The organism is Terriglobia bacterium, assembly GCA_020072565.1.
Classification (GTDB): domain Bacteria; phylum Acidobacteriota; class UBA6911; order UBA6911; family UBA6911; genus JAFNAG01.
The window spans coordinates 141,103-162,100 of the sequence record JAIQGI010000003.1; the positions used below are offsets into that span (position 1 = coordinate 141,103).

General features: G+C 59.6%; 14 protein-coding genes. 5 read left to right on the plus strand and 9 right to left on the minus strand.

Annotation, left to right across the window (positions count from 1 at the left end):
• Positions 1–70: 70 nt before the first annotated feature.
• The 6 genes from trpA to trpE all read right to left on the minus strand — a co-directional run bounded on the left by trpA (position 71) and on the right by trpE (position 5,900).
• On the minus strand, positions 71–892 hold the full coding sequence (gene trpA / locus LAP85_02635) for a tryptophan synthase subunit alpha (GenBank protein ID MBZ5495273.1): 822 nt from the start codon (positions 890–892) through the stop codon (positions 71–73).
• A 93-nt stretch (positions 893–985) separates the two neighbouring features.
• Positions 986–2,227 (minus strand): tryptophan synthase subunit beta, encoded by a 1,242-nt coding sequence (gene trpB / locus LAP85_02640; GenBank protein ID MBZ5495274.1) that lies wholly within the window; start codon positions 2,225–2,227, stop codon positions 986–988.
• Positions 2,214–2,840, minus strand: a complete 627-nt coding sequence (locus LAP85_02645) for a phosphoribosylanthranilate isomerase (protein ID MBZ5495275.1) — start codon at positions 2,838–2,840, stop codon at positions 2,214–2,216. The genes trpB and LAP85_02645 overlap by 14 nt, the downstream gene beginning before the upstream one ends.
• Before the next feature lie 45 nt (positions 2,841–2,885).
• The gene (gene trpC / locus LAP85_02650) at positions 2,886–3,716 is read right to left on the minus strand and encodes an indole-3-glycerol phosphate synthase TrpC (protein ID MBZ5495276.1); all 831 of its coding nucleotides are present in this window, start codon (positions 3,714–3,716) and stop codon (positions 2,886–2,888) included.
• Positions 3,713–4,339, minus strand: coding sequence for an aminodeoxychorismate/anthranilate synthase component II (locus LAP85_02655; protein ID MBZ5495277.1), 627 nt, complete (start codon positions 4,337–4,339; stop codon positions 3,713–3,715). Before LAP85_02655 ends, trpC begins: the two co-directional genes overlap by 4 nt.
• Positions 4,340–4,421: 82 nt before the next feature.
• The gene (trpE, locus tag LAP85_02660) at positions 4,422–5,900 is read right to left on the minus strand and encodes an anthranilate synthase component I (protein ID MBZ5495278.1); all 1,479 of its coding nucleotides are present in this window, start codon (positions 5,898–5,900) and stop codon (positions 4,422–4,424) included.
• 556 nt (positions 5,901–6,456) lie between these two features.
• Here trpE and lpxC point away from each other — a divergent pair.
• Both lpxC and LAP85_02670 read left to right on the plus strand, forming a co-directional pair.
• Positions 6,457–7,347 (plus strand): UDP-3-O-acyl-N-acetylglucosamine deacetylase, encoded by an 891-nt coding sequence (gene lpxC / locus LAP85_02665; GenBank protein MBZ5495279.1) that lies wholly within the window; start codon positions 6,457–6,459, stop codon positions 7,345–7,347.
• A 108-nt stretch (positions 7,348–7,455) separates the two neighbouring features.
• Positions 7,456–8,727 (plus strand): Glu/Leu/Phe/Val dehydrogenase, encoded by a 1,272-nt coding sequence (locus LAP85_02670; protein ID MBZ5495280.1) that lies wholly within the window; start codon positions 7,456–7,458, stop codon positions 8,725–8,727.
• Positions 8,728–9,009: 282 nt separating this feature from the next.
• On the opposite strand, the gene LAP85_02675 is transcribed toward LAP85_02670, so the two are convergent.
• The 3 genes from LAP85_02675 to LAP85_02685 all read right to left on the minus strand — a co-directional run bounded on the left by LAP85_02675 (position 9,010) and on the right by LAP85_02685 (position 11,600).
• The gene (locus LAP85_02675; GenBank protein ID MBZ5495281.1) at positions 9,010–9,639 is read right to left on the minus strand and encodes a cyclase family protein; all 630 of its coding nucleotides are present in this window, start codon (positions 9,637–9,639) and stop codon (positions 9,010–9,012) included.
• Between the two features lie 131 nt (positions 9,640–9,770).
• Positions 9,771–10,535, minus strand: coding sequence for a hypothetical protein (locus LAP85_02680; protein MBZ5495282.1), 765 nt, complete (start codon positions 10,533–10,535; stop codon positions 9,771–9,773).
• Positions 10,536–10,571: 36 nt separating this feature from the next.
• Positions 10,572–11,600 carry a ThiF family adenylyltransferase gene (locus tag LAP85_02685; protein MBZ5495283.1) on the minus strand — a complete coding sequence of 343 codons (1,029 nt, stop codon included), beginning with the start codon at positions 11,598–11,600 and terminating at the stop codon, positions 10,572–10,574.
• Positions 11,601–12,382: 782 nt separating this feature from the next.
• Here LAP85_02685 and LAP85_02690 point away from each other — a divergent pair.
• From LAP85_02690 to LAP85_02700, 3 genes are all read left to right on the plus strand, one after another.
• A complete protein-coding gene (locus tag LAP85_02690; GenBank protein MBZ5495284.1) occupies positions 12,383–16,348 on the plus strand; it encodes a carboxypeptidase-like regulatory domain-containing protein in 3,966 nt (1,321 codons plus the stop codon).
• A gap of 190 nt (positions 16,349–16,538) precedes the next feature.
• Entirely contained in the window at positions 16,539–18,959 is a 2,421-nt protein-coding gene (locus LAP85_02695; protein MBZ5495285.1) for a PBP1A family penicillin-binding protein, read from the plus strand.
• Between the two features lie 218 nt (positions 18,960–19,177).
• On the plus strand, positions 19,178–20,941 hold the full coding sequence (locus tag LAP85_02700; protein MBZ5495286.1) for a hypothetical protein: 1,764 nt from the start codon (positions 19,178–19,180) through the stop codon (positions 20,939–20,941).
• Positions 20,942–20,998: the final 57 nt, after the last annotated feature.

The following is a 20,998-nucleotide window of genomic DNA, read 5'->3' on the forward strand; positions in this document are numbered from 1 at the left end:
AAACGAAACGCGAAAAACTCCAGCGCCATAAGGAAAGCCAGAATAGGCTTCATTGAGGTCTACCTGTTCTTCATGGGTCTCGTTGGATGGTACGGCCGACGGCAGGGGCGATCAACCAGCGGCAGAAGGCACCCACCTGCGCCGGAAGATCGGGTGCGCCCGCGTTTTTCTCCACCTGGGCCACGATTGCGCTGCCGACCACGGCGCCATCGGCTACCTCCCACACCGCCTGGACTTGCTCTGGCCGCGAGATGCCGAAACCGACGGCGACAGGAAGCTGAGTCCGCTCGCGCACACGGGCCAGCGTAGGGAGGATGGAATCTGAAAGCGCATCCCGGGCACCAGTCACGCCCGCACGTGATACCACATAGACAAACCCGCGGCAGCTGTCGACAATCCGGCCGATCCTCCTCGGACCGCTGGTGGGAGCGACCAGGAAGATTGGATCGAGCTCATGGCGGCCGAGGCAGGCACAGTAGTCATCCCCTTCCTCGGGCGTGATGTCGGTCACCAGGACCCCGTCCACCCCTGCGGCGCGGGCGTCGCGCGCCAGGTTTTCCAGGCCATACTGGAGGATCGGATTGAAGTAGCTGAACAATACCAGCGGCAGGCCGGTCTGCCGCCGGATCGTCCCGACAGCTTCAAGATAATCAGCAAGCCGGTAGCCGTGGCGCAGGGCCCGCTCGGACGAGCGCTGAATGGTAGGGCCATCGGCGACCGGATCGGAGAACGGAATCCCCAGTTCCACGATGTGCGCGCCGGCGCGCTCGAGTTCGGGAACCAGCCCGATCGTGGTCTCGAGGTCCGGATCGCCTGCCGTAATGAACGGAATGAACGCCTTCCGTCCCCCCTGCTTCAGTTGCTCAAAGGTTCTTGCTATCGCGCGACCCATTCATTTCTCCGAACTGGCGACGAAATCCCTGGAATGCGCAAGCTTGCCTGCACGTGGAAGGCGGCAGCAAGCTGTCGCACTCCCGGGCCTTCGTCACACCGATGGGAACACCGGCCTGTCCCCTTGTGGTCTGCCTAATATCTCGGACACTTCGTTGACATCTTTATCTCCACGCCCCGAGATGTTGATCATGACCAGAGCGTCCCGATCCAGCCGGGGTGCGGTGCGGACCAGCTCGGCCACTGCATGTGCGCTCTCCAACGCCGGGATGATGCCCTCGAGCCGGCTCAGCAGCTGGAAGGCCTCCAGCGCTTCCCGGTCGGAGACCGACGTGTACTCGACGCGCCCCTGATCGTGCAGGAACGAGTGCTCGGGTCCCACCGCCGGATAATCCAGGCCTGCGGAAACCGAATGGGTGCCTGCAATCTGGCCGTTGTCGTCCTGCAGCACGAAGCTCAATGTCCCCTGAAGTACTCCCTTTTTGCCACCCGAAAAACGGGCGGCGTGTTCCCCCAGGGCGCCTCCGCGCCCGCCTGCTTCCACGCCGATCATGCGGACAGCCGAGTCGCCAAGAAACTCGTGGAAGAAGCCGATGGCGTTGCTCCCGCCGCCGACGCAGGCGATCAGGAGATCCGGCAGCCGTTTCTCGCGCTCGAGGATCTGGGCGCGCGCCTCCCGGCCGATCACCGATTGAAACTCGCGCACCATCCATGGATAGGGATGGGCTCCCAGAACGGAGCCGAGAAGGTAGTGAGTGTGGGCGACGTTGGTCACCCAGTCGCGCATCGCTTCGTTGATGGCATCCTTCAGGGTCCGGCTGCCGGCATCCACGGGCGTGACCTTGGCACCCAGCAGCTGCATGCGGAAGACGTTCAGCGCTTGGCGGCGCATGTCGTCGGTTCCCATGTAGATTTCGCACTCCATTCCGAAAAGCGCGGCCGCAGTCGCAGTGGCGACTCCATGCTGGCCCGCGCCGGTTTCGGCGATGATGCGCTTCTTGCCCATGCGCCGCGCCAGCAGGATCTGCCCAAGGGCATTGTTGATCTTGTGTGCGCCGGTGTGGTTCAGATCCTCACGCTTGAGATAGACCAGGCAGCGACCCAGGTGGCTTGCCAGCCGGCAGGCGCGGGTCAACGACGTCGGCCGGCCCGAATAGTCACGCAGCAGGCCGTCCAGCTCGGCTTGAAAAGTGGGATCCAGACGTGCCTGCCGGAAGGCCGCCTCCAGTTCCAGGAGGGGTTCCATCAGGGTCTCGGGAACAAATCTGCCGCCGTACGGGCCGAAGTGCCCGCGTTGATCGGGCAGCGGCAATGATTCGGAGTTACCTGGTTGCATCAAAGACCTCGTTCATGAATGCAGTCAGACGCGCAGCGTCCTTTTTCCCCGGGCGGCTTTCGACGCTGCTGCAGACGTCCAATCCGTAAGGCTGCACGATGCGGATGGCTTCGGCCACGTTGGCCGCGCTCAGCCCGCCTGCCAAAATAATGCGCAGCCCCTCAACCGGACCGCGTGCCAGCGTCCAATCGAAGGATTTGCCCGTCCCACCGAAGCGGCGTTCATCCCTCGAGTCCAGGAGGAATGCCTGCGCGGGGAATTCGCGCAGGTTCTCCAGGACCGTGGCCTTGCCGACGCGCACGGCCTTGATCAGGGGCCAGGCACCGAGCCGGCGGCAGTAGTCGGCCGATTCGTCGCCGTGCAGCTGCAAAGCCTGCACGCCGGCTACCCGGGCACTCTCGTCCACATCGGCCGGGTCGGCGACGTTGACGAACACGCCTACCGTTGTGGCAAGCGGCGGCAGGCGGCAAATGATGTCGCGCGCCGCGAAAAAGTCGATGAAGCGCGGGCTGGGCGGATAAAAGTTGAATCCGAGGGCGTCAGCCCCCAGATCGAGCGCCAGAGCCGCGTCCTGGTAACTCGTGATTCCGCAAACCTTCACCCTCACTCTCATTGGTGCGACTGTCAGGCTGCGCTGTGATTCGCCGTTTTTCATCTGCTACGCCATTTCCATTGACAATATCAACTCCTCGAGCGCCGCGCCGGGTGACGGGGCGCGCATCAGGGCTGCGCCAATGAGGAAGCCGCGATAACCAGACCCGGCCAGGAGACGTATGTCTTCGGCCGTGCGTATGCCGCTCTCGGCCACCGCGACTGCTTCGCGAGGCAGGCGGACAGCCAGTCGCCGGCACACGTCGAGCGAGACCTCAAAGTTCTTCAGATTGCGGCTGTTCACACCGATCAGGGTGGCTCCCGCCTCAAGGGCACGATCCAACTCCTGCTCGGTGTGTACCTCGACAAGAGCGTCCATGCCCAGTTCCTCGACGCAGCCGCGCATCGCCCTGAGAGAGGGCCCTGCCAGGAGGGCAGCAATCAGAAGCACGGCGTCGGCGCCGGCGTGGCGTGCTTCGAGGACCTGATAGGGATCGACGACAAAATCTTTGCGAAGCAGGGGCAAATCCATGCGCCAGCGCAGTCCGGCAAGGATTTCAAGCCCGCCCTGAAAAAATCTGTTTTCGGTCACGACCGAGATTGCCGAGGCGCCCGCCTTGCGGTATTGATCCGCGATTGCGGCGGGATCGAAATCAGGCCGCAACAGTCCGCACGAAGGAGAGGCTTTCTTGATTTCAGCGATAATGCCCGGCCGCCTCATCAGAGCCCGCTTGAGCGAACGGATCTGGGGCCCGCGCTCGAGGGCCATCCGGAGCGATTCCGCGGGAAGCTTGATTTTTGCGCTCTCGACCTCAGGCAGCCGGGCGGCCATGATCTGTTCCAGAATCGTCTCTTTGAGTTCTGCCGGCAGGCTGTATTTCGCGGCGATGGTCGTCATGGTTGGTCACCCGATTCATGAGTTTTCAGCCGGCCGGGATCCGCTGCACCGCGCAATTGCGCCAGAGACAGGAAGTTTCCCAGCAGTTTCATGCCCTCTTCCGTGAGGATCGATTCCGGATGAAACTGAACCCCCTCGACTGCCGACACTCGATGCCGCAATCCCATGATAACGTCATCCGCCGTCCGCGCCGAAATTTCGAGGCAGCCGGGCAGGCATTCGTTGGCAACGATGAGGGAATGATAGCGCGTGGCGTGAAACGGGTTTGCCAGACCGGTGAAGATCGTCCGCCCATCATGAAAAATCTCGCTGGTCTTGCCGTGCATGAGGGTGGGCGCCGGCACCACCTTCCCTCCAAAGGCAACTCCCAATGCCTGGAGGCCGAGACAAACGCCCAGGATCGGGATCCGTCCGCAGAACCTGCGGATTACCTCCACGATGATGCCGGAGTTTTCAGGACGGCCCGGCCCTGGGGAAATGACGATGGCAGCCGGGGCAAGGAGCTCAATCTGAGCCGGGGTAACGGCATCGTTGCGCGCGACCTTCAACTCCTGCCCCAGTTCGCCCAGATACTGGACCAGGTTGAATGTGAAAGAGTCGTAATTGTCGATGACGAGAATCATAAGTATCCGTACGGGCTGAAGCCCGCACCCACCTGCATCCATCCGGCGGGGATCGGATGTGTCCTGCCCCCCGTACCGCACATCAGCGTAATCCCTGGTGCGCGAAATCGACAGCGCGCAAGAGCGCGCGGGCCTTGTTCATGGATTCTTCCCGCTCGCGTTCCGGCTGGGAATCGGCGACAATACCGCCGCCCGCCTGGATGTAGGCCATGCCATCCTTGATTACCAGAGTCCGCAGGGCAATGCACGTGTCGAGGTTGCCGGAAAAGTCGGCATAGCCCACCGCACCGCCGTAGACGCCTCTGCGGCACGGTTCCATTTCCTCGATGATTTCCATGGCGCGCACTTTGGGAGCGCCTGAAACGGTGCCCGCGGGGAGGCAGGCCTCCAGCGCATGGAAGCAGTCCATCTCGTCCCGGAGGGTGCCCTCGACGCTGCTGACGAGGTGCATGACGTGGCTGTACCTCTCAATGCGCATCAGGTCGGTGACTTTCACGCTGCCGTAATTGCAGACCCGTCCCAGGTCGTTGCGCCCCAGATCCACCAGCATCACATGTTCGGCGCGCTCTTTGGCATCGGCGAGGAGTTCGCGGGCCAGCTGCTCGTCCTCCTCCGGCGTCGCACCCCGGGGCCGTGTGCCTGCAATCGGCCCGTACTCCACGCGCCGGCCCCGCACTTTGACGAGCATCTCGGGCGAGGCCCCTACCAAGCTGAGCTTGTCCATGCGCAGAAAGATCATGTATGGAGACGGATTGATAAAGCGCAGTGCCCTGTAAATGTCGAAAGGATCACACGCGATCTTCATCGCCAGGCGCTGCGACAGCACTACCTGGAATATGTCGCCGGCCGTGATATAGGACTTTGCTTTTTCGACATTGGCGTGGTACTGGGCTTCCGTGAGATTGGAGACCGGCTCCGGGATCGAAGCGCTCGGCGCAGGAGCCGGGAGTGAGATGGGTGCCGTGAGGCGCTTCTCGATCTGATCGATGCGCAAAAGCGCATCATGATACCTGGCTTCCAGATTCCGGGTTCCGCGCGGATTCAGGATGTTGGCGATAATGTGAATCCGATGCCGGAGGTGGTCAAACGCCAGAATGGTCGAGAAATACATCACATAAAAATCATCCAGGCCGAGATCATCCACTGCCAGGGTGGGGAGCCTTTCAAATTGCCGCACGAGATCATAGCCGAAATAGCCGACCCCGCCCGCCATGAACGGGGGCAGGTCCGCCATCGGCACCGACTGGTACTTGCGTGAGATCTCGCGCATTTTGTCGTACGGCCTTCCTTCTTCGGTGCTGACCTCGCCGAGTTCTTCCGTTATGAGGACCCTGCCCTTGCCGCGGATGATCAGAAACGGGTCCCAGCCGATGAAGGAATACCTCGCCAGGCGCTCGCCCCCTTCGACGCTTTCCAGAAGGAATACCCGGCTCCTCCCCTGCGCGACCCGCAAGAAGGCCGCGGCCGGTGTCAGCAGGTCGCCCAGGATGTCCTTGTGCACCGGAATCACGCTCCCCTGCCGGGCGAGTCCTTCGATCTCCGCAAGCGACGGATGAATCATCGTTCCCTTTCCGCTGTCTGCGACGCCGGAGGAGTCGGGAGGTCCCGACTCCTGCCCATACAACAAAAAAGCCGTGAACCTTTCGGCTGTTCACGGCTTCCCCTCACTCTTCCTAATGCAGCGGGCGTATCAGGAGACTGTCAGCGAACAGACCAGGGGGCATGCGGCCACCCCGCGCCAGTACCAGTAATCGTATCCCTGAAACGTCCTGATCATCGTCGTGTGCCTTATTGAAATCTTATTTCTATCACAAGCAGCCCGCTCTCGACAATGAAAAATCTCAGCGCACGGGGCGCGCAGCGTTTTCTGACCGTCTTCGCACACCCTTCCTTGAGATTTTCCAGGATGTGTCCAGAGTGCAACACGATGATGGAGCAGCCGCAGGTCAGCGGCAGGATGCTTGACCGCAAAGATTTGATATTATATCGCTTACAGCCAACGTTGGTCTGCTCCGTAGGAAGGCATGGAAGTTGCTTAAAGCATTTTTCAACCCCAAACGGGGAGCTGAAGTTGCATTAGCGTATCAGGAGCAATAACAATCCGGGACAGTTTGCTCATGTTCAAATATCAGCGGACCCTGCGCGAGCAGTTGCACTTTGAAGGCATCGGTTTGCACACCGGCTACCAGGTTCGTCTCGATCTGGTGCCTGCGCCCGAGAACACCGGCATTGTCTTCCGGCGCACCGACCTGAAGAACTTTGAGATCGAGGCGACGCGCGCCCATGTGGCAAGAGTCAGTTATGCCACGACTCTGATGAAAAAAGGCGTCATGATCTCTACCGTCGAACACCTCCTGTCGACTCTCTATGGCCTCGGCATCGACAATCTCTACATCGACCTCAATTCCATGGAAGTCCCGATCATGGACGGGAGCGGCAGGGTTTTCATGGAGGGGATCGAGAAGGCCGGCGTCCAGGAGCAGGGAGAGCTCCGCCAATACATCGTCATTCAGGAGCCGATCGAGGTGTGCCACCAGGACAAAGTAGCGGGCGTCTATCCTGATTCGATCCCGAAGGCGACTTACATCATTAACTTCGAGCACAACGCCATTGGACGCCAGCAGATCGTTCTCGAACTCACCCCGGAGTGCTACCGCTCCGAAATCGCGCCGGCGCGCACGTTCGGCTTTGCCTCCGACGTCGAATATCTGCGCCGGTGCGGGCTGATTCGCGGTGGCTCGCTGGAAAACGCGGTGCTGCTCGACGACTCCGGCATCGTGAATGACGAACTGCGCTTCCCTGATGAATTTGTCCGCCACAAGATGCTGGACCTGCTTGGCGATATCTCACTGATCGGCCGCCCCATTATAGGCCATCTCTACGCGGAGAAGGCCGGGCACGCCATCCACGCGGCGCTTGCCGACCGCATCGCGCGTTTCCGGAAAAAGTATCGCGTGTGCACCCTCCCCGACCTGGACGCGGTCGCCGAAGTCCAGAAGGCCGGTTGATAATTGGCAGATCCCGATTCAAAATGGTATCAAGCCACGGAAAGCGCGGCTCGTGCCTTTACGGCTCTGCCGCACGTGATTCCGGACCGCGGCTGGAGAGGATTCCTCATGGTGCAAACCCCGGCAATTCAGGAAAGCGAAATAAATCCCTACGAGGCGATGATGTCGCGTTTTGACGCGGCCGCCCGGAAGCTCAACCTGGATGAAGGGCTGTATCAATTCCTGCGCTATCCACGCCGCGAGATCACCGTCTATGTGCCGGTGTTCATGGATTCGGGCCGTCTTCAGGTTTTTACCGGCTACAGGGTGCAGCACAACATCTCGCGCGGGCCCAGCAAAGGAGGCATCCGCTTCGCACCCGATGTGACGCTGGACGAAGTCAAGGCTCTGGCCGCCTGGATGACCTGGAAATGTGCCGTTGTCAACATCCCGTTCGGCGGAGCGAAGGGCGGCGTCATCTGCGATCCGACCCAGATGTCGTCGGGGGAACTGGAGCGGCTGACGCGCCGCTACACGGCGGAATTGTTCGAGTTTCTCGGCCCGGAAAAGGATGTTCCCGCACCCGACGTCAATACCAACGACCAGATTATGGCGTGGATCATGGACACCTACAGCATGCATGCCCATCAGACCGTGACGGGGGTGATCACCGGCAAACCGGTCGAGTTGGGAGGCTCGGCGGGGCGCAAGGAAGCCACCGGCAGAGGGCTGATGATCGTGATTCGCGAGGCATGCACGCGGCTGAGCCTCGCGCCTCAGGATGCTGCGGTGGTAATCCAGGGTTTCGGCAACGTCGGTTCGACTGCGGCCCTGCTGCTTCATGCGCAGGGCTTCAGGGTCGTCGGCATCTCGGACGTACGGGGAGGTATCCACAACGCGGCCGGGATCGACATGCCGCGGGCCGTCGATTATTACCGGCGCAATAAGACTCTTGCCGGCTTCCCGGGCTGCGACCGTGTCACAAACCAGGAGCTTCTCGAATTGCACTGCCAGATCCTGGTTCCCGCCGCCACCGAGAATCAGATCACTTCCGCCAACGCCGACCGTATCAAGGCCCGGATCATCGCGGAGGGGGCCAACGGCCCAACGACGGCCAAAGCGGATCTGATCCTCGCCGACAAGGGCATATTCATCATTCCGGACATCCTTGCCAATGCCGGTGGCGTGACGGTTTCCTATTTTGAGTGGGTTCAGGATCGGCAGGGTTATTTCTGGAACGAGGCACTGGTGAACGAGCGGCTGCACGACCACATGGTGGCCGGTTTCCACGAGGTGGCCGGATTTTCCGAAACCCACGGCGTGAACATGCGCATCGCCGCCTACATGCTGGCGATCGACCGCGTCGCCAAAACCACCCGCACGCGCGGCTTCTACGCCTGACAACGGCAACAAGGCCGGGGCGTGGCGAGCGTACTCCTGCGGTTATCCCGAATTATTCGTGAAGCAGAACCAAACGCCGGTGAAAGGCAACAAAATTGGACGCGGATAAACGCTGACAGGAGCTTCTGCACGCCGAACAAGACCGAACGGCCGGCGTCTGTCGGCGTTTTCCCGCGTCCGAAAATTTCTTTTGATCGCATATTCACGAATCATCCGGGTTCAGGGCTGCTGCGATCTCAGCGAACTCGGCGTCGAGCCCGCGGGGCTGCAATTCTGCCGTTATCAGTCGGGGCGCCGCAGAACTGCCCGCACAGGGGAGCCGTCGAGGCCGGCGAATTTCAGGGGAAGGCAGATCAGTTCGTAATCGCCCGGCGGCACCTGCGCCAGGCGCGCGCCTTCAAGGATCGCGATACTCTGCGCGTACAGAATCTTGTGGCATCTCAGGCTCGTGCTGGCAAACTCTTCGACGGACGGCGCATCGGTGCCGACCAGCTGAAGCTTGCGGCCTGCCAGGAACTCGGCGCCGTCCCCGGTCAGGAAGATAAAATCCCGGTGGAACCGATCTTCTCCAAGGTCGCTGGCGCGCGTCCTGAATAAGACCCGCTCGACCCCATCCCAATCCAGGCCCTCGAGGAACGCAGCGGAGATGGACTCCAATTCCGCAGGCACGGCGAACACCCGCGCCGGACCGATAAAGTGGCGCAGCGGTACGCTGCCGATATCAGGCCCGAAGTCGTCGAAATGATAGGGCGCATCCAAATGCGTTCCGGTGTGCACGCTCATGGTGACGGCGGAGACGTTGCACGAAGCACCGCTTTGTATCCGATGCGACCAGCGATAGCGGAATCGCTGATCGCCCGGCCAGGCCGCGATCCTTTCGCTGACCGTCTGGGAAATGTCGTATATAAGCATGAATATCCCGATTCCGAGTCATTTCAATTTTGGATTTGGAGGATGGGACGTAGTCCCCAGCCCGTGCGCTTCCACAATTCCAAAATCCGCAATCCAGAATCCACAATGCTTCTGAATATTCCGCCCCGTCATCATTTGGGGGGGGTCGGCTTGACGAAGAAGCTGTCCGGGAGGCCGGTGTTGTACGCAATCTTAAGAATGAACTGCTGGGACAACTGGTGGCCGTTGCGATAGGTGTCGATGCGCATGGGCGTGTTGACACCCTGGATCGTGTGCCACTGGCTGTACTCCTCGGTCTGGCGATAGTGAATCCCCCGATTGTCGATGTATTGGTATTCGACCTTGGCCGGCAGCTTGCTCAAGCGATCGAAATAGATGGTGACTTCATCATTTTCAGGATCGATGAGCTCGACCATTTCGAGCTGGACGTCGTTTTCCGCCGCACCCAGATAAAAGAGCTTGTTCTCAGGATCCTTATAGCGAAATCGGAACAAAGTGTCGATGCTGTGCTTCACCAAGTCCCTGAAGTCCTTCATTTCTTCGGGGGTCGCCTCACGCGTGTCTTTCTGACCTTCGAGGATCCAGCCCTGCTTTTTCTCCAGATTGAAGACGGTGACGTCGAGTTCCTTCTTCCTGTTTCCGAGCTCGAAGCGGCTCTTGTCCGGGAGTTTGGTCCAGTCACTGAACTTGTTCAGCCCTGACGAATTTCCCTCGCGATCGAACCCGAAGAGGTTGCCCTCCGACACCATGTCGGTCACCTTCAGATAGGTGGCACCCCCGAGGGTCTGAATGGCATCCTGAAACAGCTTCTGGATTTTCTCCTCATCCTGGCCGCGCACAGACGGCCGGCTTATCAGGAACACAACCAAGGCCAACATCAGCGCCATCTTTTTCATATGCTCTCCTCCTGGCGTGTCACGCGGCAGCACGGATCAGCTGCCGATGAACTTTGCATAGACTCGCCGCGCCTCGTCGACATCCTGGGTTCCGCGGACGATACCGCGGCCGTCCCGGAACAGGGCAATCTCAAACTTGTCCAGGCAGGCCCTGAGCAGGAACTCGTTATAGGTCACGGATCCCAGAGGAGCCAGGCGCTCGGCAATGATCTTGAAATCCACGGGGCTGGGGGAGTTGCGGTACACCTGGACCGCATCGCGCCCGCACAGCGACAGAGTGCGCCCCTCGTGTTTACCCTCCAGAAAATCGAATTGCCTTTGGCCGCAGGCCGGGCAATCGGCACTACGCTGCAGCGGAACCAGGTCCAAACCTGAGATCTGGTTCTCCCAAAGGTCGATGGTCATGAGCTTGCCGTTCAGCCGTTCGAGCCGGCCCGTAAGAATCTTGAGCCCCTCCGCGGCCTCGAGCGCCGCTACGAGGTGGACGATGGGCCCGATCACGCCGACCGTGTCGCACGTGGGAGAGCTGCCGGGGGGCGGCAGTTGCTCCAGCACGCAGCGCAGGCACGGCGTGGAGCCGGGAACGAAGGCAACACACATTCCGTAAGCGCCGACGCACGCCCCATACACCCACGGAACATTCCAGTTCAGGCTGGCATCGTTGATCAGGAAGCGTGTCTCAAAGTTGTCCGTTCCATCCAGGATCAGGTTCTGTCCCGGCACCAGGGCCGCGATCGTCGCCGCGTTCACGTCCAGGATTTCCGCGGCCAGCTCGACCTGGCTGTTGATTTCGGCCAGATGCGTGGCCGCAGCCGCCGCTTTCGGCAATCCGGCGCGGCAGTCCGCCTCTGTGTAAAGCGATTGGCGCTGAAGGTTCGATTCGTCGATGTAGTCCCGATCGGCAATGGTGAGGCGGCCAACCCCGGCCCGCACCAGGATCTCGGCCATCACCGAACCCAGCGCGCCGCAGCCGACCAGAAGAACGCGGCTGCGTGCGAGCATCTTCTGCCCCTCGGCGCCGATACCCGAGAACAGGATCTGTCTGGAGTAGCGTGCTTCAGACATGGAATTTGAACTCCCCCACAGAGTTAAGACTACAGACATCAAACCTCAAAATCCAGAGAACGAAACCAGACAATGGATTTGACGACTTGTCACAGGCAAAAATTGATGCTGGAATGGCCGGAATAGTTTCGATTTGATTAGAAATTCTTGTTCGCGTTTTCGATTGATTGCCTTTCTAATCGACGGTTTTCCATATTAAATCTTCTTTATGCAACGTGGCCCCCGGGAGCTGAGGGGCGTGGCCCGGGCAAATGCCATCTCCGATTCCTCAATTCATCACCAGATTTTATGCGGATGACCCGGGCTCGCATGCGCATTCGTTCCCAGTTGTGACTCCCTGGTCTGATGATGCACTGACCGGATCTTAATCATTGCCTGTCAATATTTAATTAAGCTCTCTTAATAGCCTTGCAGGGCAGTTCCGAGATGGCTACGATCGCACCCACAACACGAATCAGTGCGCGTGAGGACTGATGATCTGAACCATCGGCTCTCCGTTATTTTAACGAGCGCAGGGGTGGAAGAAGGATGTGCTGCCGGACCGAAGCCGGCCGATGATGACAAGCATCCGGCCGAGGTTCCTGAAGCCAGCAGACGCCCCTGACGCCGGCGGGCCCCCTGGCAAATCCCGCGAACTCTTCGGTTTCTGTTATGGGCATCGCTGCAAAAGCATTGGCTGGTCGCAGCCGCTGCTGGTGCGCTTGATTACCTGATCACCCAGACGAGATCGGGTATTAGCAGCCCGGTTTCGTGATTTAACGATTTTGAGCAAAGGAACCCTTATGAAACATTGGAAAATTAGGCTAGCTTCATCACTCTTCCTGATGGCGGCGATCAGCTTGATCGGCTATGCACAGGGCGGAGCGAGTTCTTCCCTTATCGGCGTGGTCGTTGACCAGTCCGGAGGAGTCATTCCGGGCGCGGAAGTAACGGTCCATAACGATGCCACCGGCGCAGAGTTCAAAACCGTCACCACTGAAAACGGGACCTTCTCCATCCCGGCGCTGGCAGCCGGCACTTACACCGCTACGGTCTCGGTTCCGAATTTCAAGCAAGCGGTCGTCAAGGACATCAAAGTAGTCGCGGGCAATCCCTCCTCGATCCGCGTCCAGCTGCAGGTAGGCGGCACCAGCGAGACGGTCACCGTGCAGGCGAACGCCGAGGTCGTGCAGGCGTCATCGGCAACGATCACGACGACGCTGGGCACCAGCCAGTTGAGTCAGCTCCCCCTGGCAACTCGTAACGCGATGGACTTCCTCGTTTTGCTGCCCGGAGTGAACACGACTTCTTCAGGCGCCCGCAGTTCCACCATCGCGGGCCTGCCGCAGGCCGCGATCAACATCACGATCGACGGCGTCAATACGCAGGATAACTCCAACAAGACGGGTGATGGCTTTTTCAGCATGATCACCCCACGGCTGGACGCCATGGAAGAAGTCACGGTCTCCACGGCCACCCCGGGCGCCGAGAGCGCCGGCCAGGGCGCGATCCAGATCCGATTTATCACCCGCTCGGGCAACAATGAATATCATGGCAGCGTATACGAGTACCATCGGAACCCGGTGTTCAACTCGAACTACTGGTTCAACAATCGCGACAAGGCGCCGACATACAACGGCACAACGACTCCCTGCACCACGCAGCAGATGCAGACCGAGTTTGAAAAGTGCAAAGCGTTGCGTGACCGTGTGCTGTTGAATCAGCCCGGCTTCCGCGTCGGAGGTCCGATCACGCTGCCCAAAAAGCTCTTCGGGCCATTGGGTTTTAATGGCAAGGATAAAGCATTCTTCTTCGTCAATTACGAAGAGTACCGGTTCCCCTCGCAACAAACCCGGACCAGGACGATCTACAATCCGGCGGTCGAGAACGGCAAGTTCAGATACCTTGTGGGCACCGCTCCCAATCAGACCGTCAATGAGGTAGACCTGTTGGCACTGGCAGCGGCAAACGGAAACACGTCCACTTTTGATCCGACCGTCAAGAAGATGTTGACCGATATCCGCAACTCGGTGGGGGTTCAGGACGGCACGACGGTTCAGGTCACGCTCCAGGACCAGACCGACCCCCTCTACCAGTACTATTACATCACCAACAAGGCCCAGGATGTCCGCAAGTTCTACACCACCCGCGGCGACTTCAACCTGACGAGCAAACACAGGCTGGAAATGAGTTGGAACTACTCGACCTACCGGCTCCCCATCGACATGCTCAACAGCGGCGATCCAAGCTATGCCGGCTTTCCGAGCATCTCCGGATATCTTGGCGACCGGTCGAGTGCCTCCACTGCGCTCCGTTCGACCTTGACTCCGAGATTGGTCAACGAGTTTCGTTTCGGATTGCAGGCAGGCCCTGGGCTTTTCGGCCCCGGCATTGACGCCAGCATGTTCAGCGGGTCGATCGCCGATATGGGCGGATTCAACTGGACCCCGTCCGGGATTTCCAGCCCGATTCGCTCCAGCAGTCCCAGCAGGCGCACGCCTCCGCTCGAACAGCTCGATGAAACGCTGAGCTGGAACAAGGGTTCCCATAGCCTCAGCTTCGGCGGCAGCTTCACCAACGCCGGCAACTGGACCTGGTCTCAGTCGATGTTGCCCTCGATTGGCTTCGGGGTGGACTCCACGAACGACCCGGCTCGGTTCATGTTCGACGCCACGAACGGCCCGAAAAACTTCCCCAACTCGACCTCCGGGCAGAGGAGTACGGCGCAAAGCATCTATGCTTCCTTGACCGGGCGGGTAACATCGATCGGCGGCAGCGCAATCCTCAATGAAAACACCCTCCAATACGCATATCTCGGCCCGAACGTTCAGCGCATGCACCAGCGCGAAATCGGGTTGTTCTTGTCGGATTCCTGGCGCATGCGGCCGGGCCTCACGCTCAACTACGGCGTGCGCTGGGAGTTGCAGCTTCCCTGGGTTCCGCTCAACAGCGTCTACAGCTGGGCTACCCCCGCCGATGTCTGGGGGCCTTCAGGTTTTAACAGCCTGTTCAAGCAGGGGGCGACCGGCGGCAGGAATACGGAGTACCAACAGTTCAAGGCAGGCGATCCTGCGTACAACCTTGACTACCGGAACATCGCCCCGAGCTTCGGCTTCGCCTGGAGCCCGAACTTCCAGAACGACCTTCTGTCGCGGATTCTAGGCAATAACGGACAAAGCGTGTTCCGCGGCGGCTTTTCGGTAGCCTACAGCCGCTACGGCATGGCCACTTACTCCGGAGTGTTCACCGGCAACCCTGGGCTGAGCATCGACGCCTCGCGCAACCAAAATCTCGGCAACCTCGTCAGCGGGACCGGGTCAGATACCTGGCCGCTCCTGTTCCGTGACAAGAGCCGCCTGGGCGCGCCTCCGTTCCTGGCCGCACCGGTCTATCCGATGCAGGCGTCCATCAGCAATAATGTCACAGCCTTCGACCCGGACATCAAGGTTCCCTACACCTTGTCCTGGTCGTTCGGCCTGCAGCGCGAGCTTACCAAAGACATGGCGATCGAAGTACGTTATGTCGCCAACCGCAACCTGCGGCCGTGGTATTCGTACAGCGTTAATACGACCAACATCGTCGAGAATGGATTACTGGATGAGTTCAAGCTGGCGATGGCCAATCTGCAGGCAAACATAGCCGCCAACCGGGGAAGCAACTTCAAATATTACGGGCCGGGCACCAACACCTCTCCATTGCCCATCACTCTGGCCTACTTCAGTGGAATCCCCAATACTCAGGCCGGCGATACAACCAAGTATACTTCCAGCAATTTCACCAGCAGCTCGTACGTGAATACTCTGGCCCAGACCAACCCGAATCCATCCAGTTATGCCAGCAGTCTGAGCAGCACTGCTACTCAGAGGGCCAATGCTATTGCCGCAGGATTGCCCGCGAACTTTTTCATAGTGAATCCGACCGTCAATAACGCCTCCATCACCGGCAACGGCGGTTTCAACATGTATGATTCGATGGTGATCGAACTTCGGCGCCGCATGGCTAAGGGATTGATGGTCCAGGCCAATTATGTGTTCGCCAAATCCCTGGGTTCGTCAAACCTCGGTTTCCGGACCCCTTGGGCTAAAGTGCAGGGTGGAACGCTGCCCAGCGCTTTCAAGGTCAACTGGGTTTACGAAATGCCGATAGGCCCAGGGCGGGCACTGTTCGGCAGCGCCCATGGCTGGACAGCCCACTTGATCGGCAACTGGGAAGTGCAGGGCACGGGCCGATGGCAGAGCGGCGACCTGCTGAACTTCGGCAATGTCAGGCTCGTCGGCATGACTTTGAAGGATCTCCAGGATGCGGTCGGGCTGCGCTTCGATGACGCCAAAGAGCTCATCTACTACGAGCCGGCCGATATCATTGCCAACACGATTGCGGCTTACAACACCGATGCAACCCAGCCCACCGGCTACAGTAAGACTTACGGCACGCCGACCGGACGCTATGTCGCGCCCGCCAACACCGCCAACTGCATTCAGATCTTTAGCGGCCAGTGCGCCCCGCTGACCAATTACGTCCGGGGCCTGCGCTTCCAGCGCTTCGATATCAGCCTTGTGAAAAGGATCAGGTTCACCGAATCGAAGAATTTCGAACTGCGCGGCGAATTCCTGAACGCCTTCAACAACATCAACTTCAACGCCTCCGGCGGCATTTGCACCGGCAGCGGCGCAAATTGCGGTCAGTTTGCATCCGCATATAGAGATCCGAACCAGCAGAACGATCCGGGCGGACGACTGGTTCAGCTGGTCGCGCGGATCAACTTCTAACTTCCCGTATTTCATCAGGAGAGGAACACGGCAGCGCTGTGTTCCTCTCTTTGTATTTCGTGGCTGCTTTGAGTTTTTGAGCATTTGTCTGCGTAGGTCTTTGCGATTCGCTTTTGGCGCCTGGGTTTCCCCGACTTGAGGGCTCTCTGCTATAATGCACCGATTCATCGTAGGGGAAGATCCGGTTTCTATGCGCAAAGGGACGGGCGGCACTGTCAAACGATCCAGGTGGTTGTTTTTCCTGAAACTCACGGCAGTTCTGGTGAGCATCCCTGCCATCGTCGTGGCGGCCTTTTTGATCCACTACTACTACGTTTTTGACCGCTGGATCGACCAGAAGCTCGGCAAGGGATACGAAGTCGCGGAAACTGAGATCTACTCCGCCCCGCGCACCATTTACCCGGGAAAGCCGATATCCCTCCCCGATTTCCTGACCAGGCTGCGGCGCCTGGGCTACGTCGACAGGAGCACTTCCGGTGATTCCAAGCTCTCCACTTTTCAGCTGGGCAAGACAAACCACCTCCTGGTCAGAAACGACTCCTCACTGCCGGAGGATGCCGACCGGGCAGTCGACATCGACTGGGCAGGCAACCGGGTCCGGAATATCGTCGAAATGTCATCCGGCCAGAATCTGGAGCATTTCGCGCTCAAGCCGGAGTTGATCAGCAACATCATTGATAAGAGTCGGGAAAAGCGGCGCTACGCGGCGTATCGCGATTTCCCGAAGGTACTGGTTGACGCCGTGCTGGCGTCCGAGGACCGCAGATTCTTCAGTCACAAGGGAGTCGATCCCATCCGCATCCTCAAGGCGGCAATCATCGACATCCGGGCCGGCGAAAACGTGCAGGGGGCGAGCACGCTCACCCAGCAGTTTGTCAAACAGTACTTTCTGACTCCGGAGCGCACCTGGAGGCGCAAGCTGACCGATGCTTACATGGCGATCCTCCTGGAACAGAGGCTCTCCAAGGAAGAGATTTTCGAGCTCTACGCCAACGAAATCTATCTGGGGCAGCGCGGCTCCTTCAGCATCGTGGGCTTCGGCGAGGCCGCCGGCGCCTTTTTCGATAAGGCCGTCGCCAACCTCACTCTGAGCGAAGCAGCGACGCTCGTGGGTGTGATCCCTGCCCCGAATCGTTACACGCCCTTGCGATATCCGGAGCGTGCAAAGCAGCGCCGCGATCTCGTCCTCGATCGCATGGCCGAATATGAAATGATCACGCCGCGTCAGCGCGACGAGGCCAAGGCCCAGCCGCTGGGGGTTAAGCCGTCCAACATCATGAACTACTCCGACGCTCCCTACTTCGTGGATTACCTCCAGGACATCCTTGGCGAGCAGCTGGGAGATGTGGCGCTGGGCCGCACACAGTACAAGATCCACACGACGCTTGACATGGATCTCCAGCAGGTGGCCTTCGAGTCGGTCCGTGACGAAATGGTGACGCTGGACGAGTATTTTGCCAAAGGCAAGCGTGGGATTCCCCCGGGCACGGTTCAGGCGAGCCTGATCGCCGTGGACCCCAGAACCGGCCACGTGCTCGCCATGGTCGGCGGCAGGGACTACGGTGTCAGCCAGTTCAACCGTATCACCCAGTCAAAGCGCCAACCTGGAAGCATCTTCAAGCCGTTTGTCTATACCGCGGCGCTGGAGACCGCCAATTACAGTTCGACGCCGCTGACGCCGGCAGCTACGGTGCTGGACGAGCCGACGCAGTTCGAGTTTGAAAACCTGGTTTACGAGCCCAAGAATTTCAAGGACGAATATCTCGGCCAGGTGACCATGCGCCAGGCCATCACCAAGTCGCTAAATGTAGCCACGATCAAGTTCGCGGAGAAGGTGGGCTATACAAAAATTGCGGATTTGGCTCATCGCCTCGGACTTAACGAGGCAATCAAGCCCTATCCGGCAATGGCGATCGGAGCGTTCGAGGTCACGCCGCTTGAAATGGTACGGGCCTACACGGCATTCGCCAACGACGGCATGCTCTCAGAATTGATGCCCCTGAGCCGGGTTCTCGACGAAAAGGGCAGTCCGGTTTTCCAGCCGGAGAACAAGACCCGCCGTGCTCTCACGCCGCAGGTCGCTTTCATGCTCACTTCATTGCTGCAATCCGTCATCAACGAGGGGACTGGAGCAGGTGCGCGGACCGCCGGCTTCACCCTCCCTGCCGCCGGCAAGACCGGCACCTCGCGCGACGGGTGGTTCGCAGGCTACACGCCTGATCTGCTGTGCATTGTCTGGGTCGGATTCGACGACAACCGTGAACTCAACCTGCCCGGATCGCAGTCCGCCCTGCCCATCTGGGCCTCATTCATGAAGCGGGCGGTGGCGCTTAAGCCATTGACCGGCGAGGAGTTCCCAGTGCCGGAGGGCATCACTCAGGTTGAAATCGACCCGACAACCGGGCTGCTGGCTACGGACCGTTGTCTGACGCGCCAGATGGAGTACTTCATCAAGGGATCTGAACCGGTAATACCCTGTTACGGAAACAGTTACGAGCAGATGATGAACGGTATCCCCAGAAGCATCTACTCATCGCCCACAAAAGGAGCGCCGTCAGGGGCCGACAAAAACATCCCTCCATCCCCACCGATAAAAAAGTCCCCCCGCTGATCAATCTCGCAGGCCGCAATACGCGAGAAGCGCCATGCGAAACCATCCTGACTCCTGATTTCTTTTCGCGGCAGCCAATTGCGGCACGGTTACTCCGCGTCCTGGGATCCGCGCGGTTCAACCATCCCGATCGGCTCGGATGTTGCCTGCTAAAGAACTGGGACCGTGGGCCGATAACGACAATATCCCCATTTGATGGGAGAGGTTGAAGCAAAGCAATGAACAGCGGCCAGAACTACACCTTGACTGACCTCCCCCCATCCGCGGATCTTTCCTGCGCAGCCTCATCCCTGATATATGACTGGTTCCACAACCAGTTCCCAGCCTGGGAGCTCGATCTGAATCCGAAGCTCCTGCGCAGTTCTCAGTCGCTCATGTCCGCCCCAATACCGGAATCGGCACGCGGCCCGGCCGGTATGATTCACTTCAAGAGTATTCTCGATCCGCTCTGGACTGCGGGGGATCTGGCCTCCCTCAGGGATGAGTTCCCGTGGATCCTCCTCGTCCTGAGCCCGTTCGAGAGGTTCTACGAGGTTGATCCGCTCCTTGATGATCTATCTGTGGGGTCAACCCGGCTCGTAATCTGGCACCCCGACAGGCCGACTGCGGAGGAGAGCGCGCGCCTGCGTGTAACCTCCCTGGTCACTCCCGCCGTGGCAAGCGAGAGCGGGATCAGGGACGGCGGCTCGGGCTTTGCCGGCAAGGGGGCCCGCCAAATCCTCAGTTCCCTCTATGTGCTCCGGGGATCCTTGATCGTCCAGGGCGTCCACCATTCCCTGCATCAGGAACTCGGAGATCTCAGCCTGCAGCAGTATATTTCCGCCTGCTTGACCTGCCTGGCATCGGCCATTCCGGCGCGAAGCCAGGCACCCCCTAAGGAAGCCGAAAGGCTGGCCTTGCGCTGGGCTGCGCTGCTGTGCGGGCAGGAAAGCCTCTCCGGACTCAGCCTGTATGCGGGTGAGAGCCAGACGCTGGCCTGGGCCGCGACTCATCTCGACATAGAACCCGGCATGCTTTCGGGGGGATTGCAGCCGCTGCCGGAGCCTTTCCTGACGACCCGATTCCGGGACGAAACCAAGGCATTCGATGCCGCTATGGAGCGGATCAACCATGTCTTTCAATGCCTCCGCGAGGGCGACATGGCTTTCATCCCGGCAATGACCCAGGTCTCGCAGACCTTTAACGGCGACGAAGCCCGTCTGCTTCGCTGGAAAGGACTGGCTGAGGACTTACCCAAGTTCCTTCGTTGGCTGTCCGCATTCGAGGGCACCTACGCCTATCTGAGCGGCACCTTTCCTACACCGGTGCTTGAACTGGAAAATGCCAAGAAAATGCTGCTGGCAACGTGCGCGGAGCCCCAGCGATTCCTGGATCCGGCCGAGCGCGAGCTCTTCGACCGCCGCTTTGACGAGTTCAAGAGAGAGTATGTCGAATACTATGCATCGACGCACGAGGATACGGTTCACATCGTTGGCGACCAGGAGAGGATGAAGGCCAAGGTGGACTCTGTAGCCCTGCGCAACCTCGAGCTGTTATCGGACTTGCACGATGCCGACAAGAGCTATTTGAACCGCGTGCGTGCCATCGGCAAGTTTGTGCAGGCCAATCAATGCGACCTTCCTGTCCGCGAGATTCTTGCCCGCCAGCCACGGTGCTATTGTAGTTTCAACCCTGTGGGGAGTCGGCTCCTGGCGATGTCCGTCGATCAGATGAACGAAGCGATCCGTGAAGGGATCGATCACTTCCGTTCGCTGCTCCGGAAGCACAGGATGTTGATCATCAAGGAGCTCAAAACCCTGCACACCGATGACTATCACTCCAGGCAGATTGGGGCGTTGCTGAGCCGTGGCCCGATGATCCCCCTTAAACCGCAGTCGATCGACATCCTGAACACCATCATGCGGCAGCACGCCGATGAGAACCGACCTCCGGCTTCCGACCTCCAGGAGGAGCCAGGCGTCAGGAGTCAGGAGTCCGATTAAAAGGCCGCGGGGAGACAGACCAGATACGAGGGGATTCGTTCTTAGGCACCGTAGACC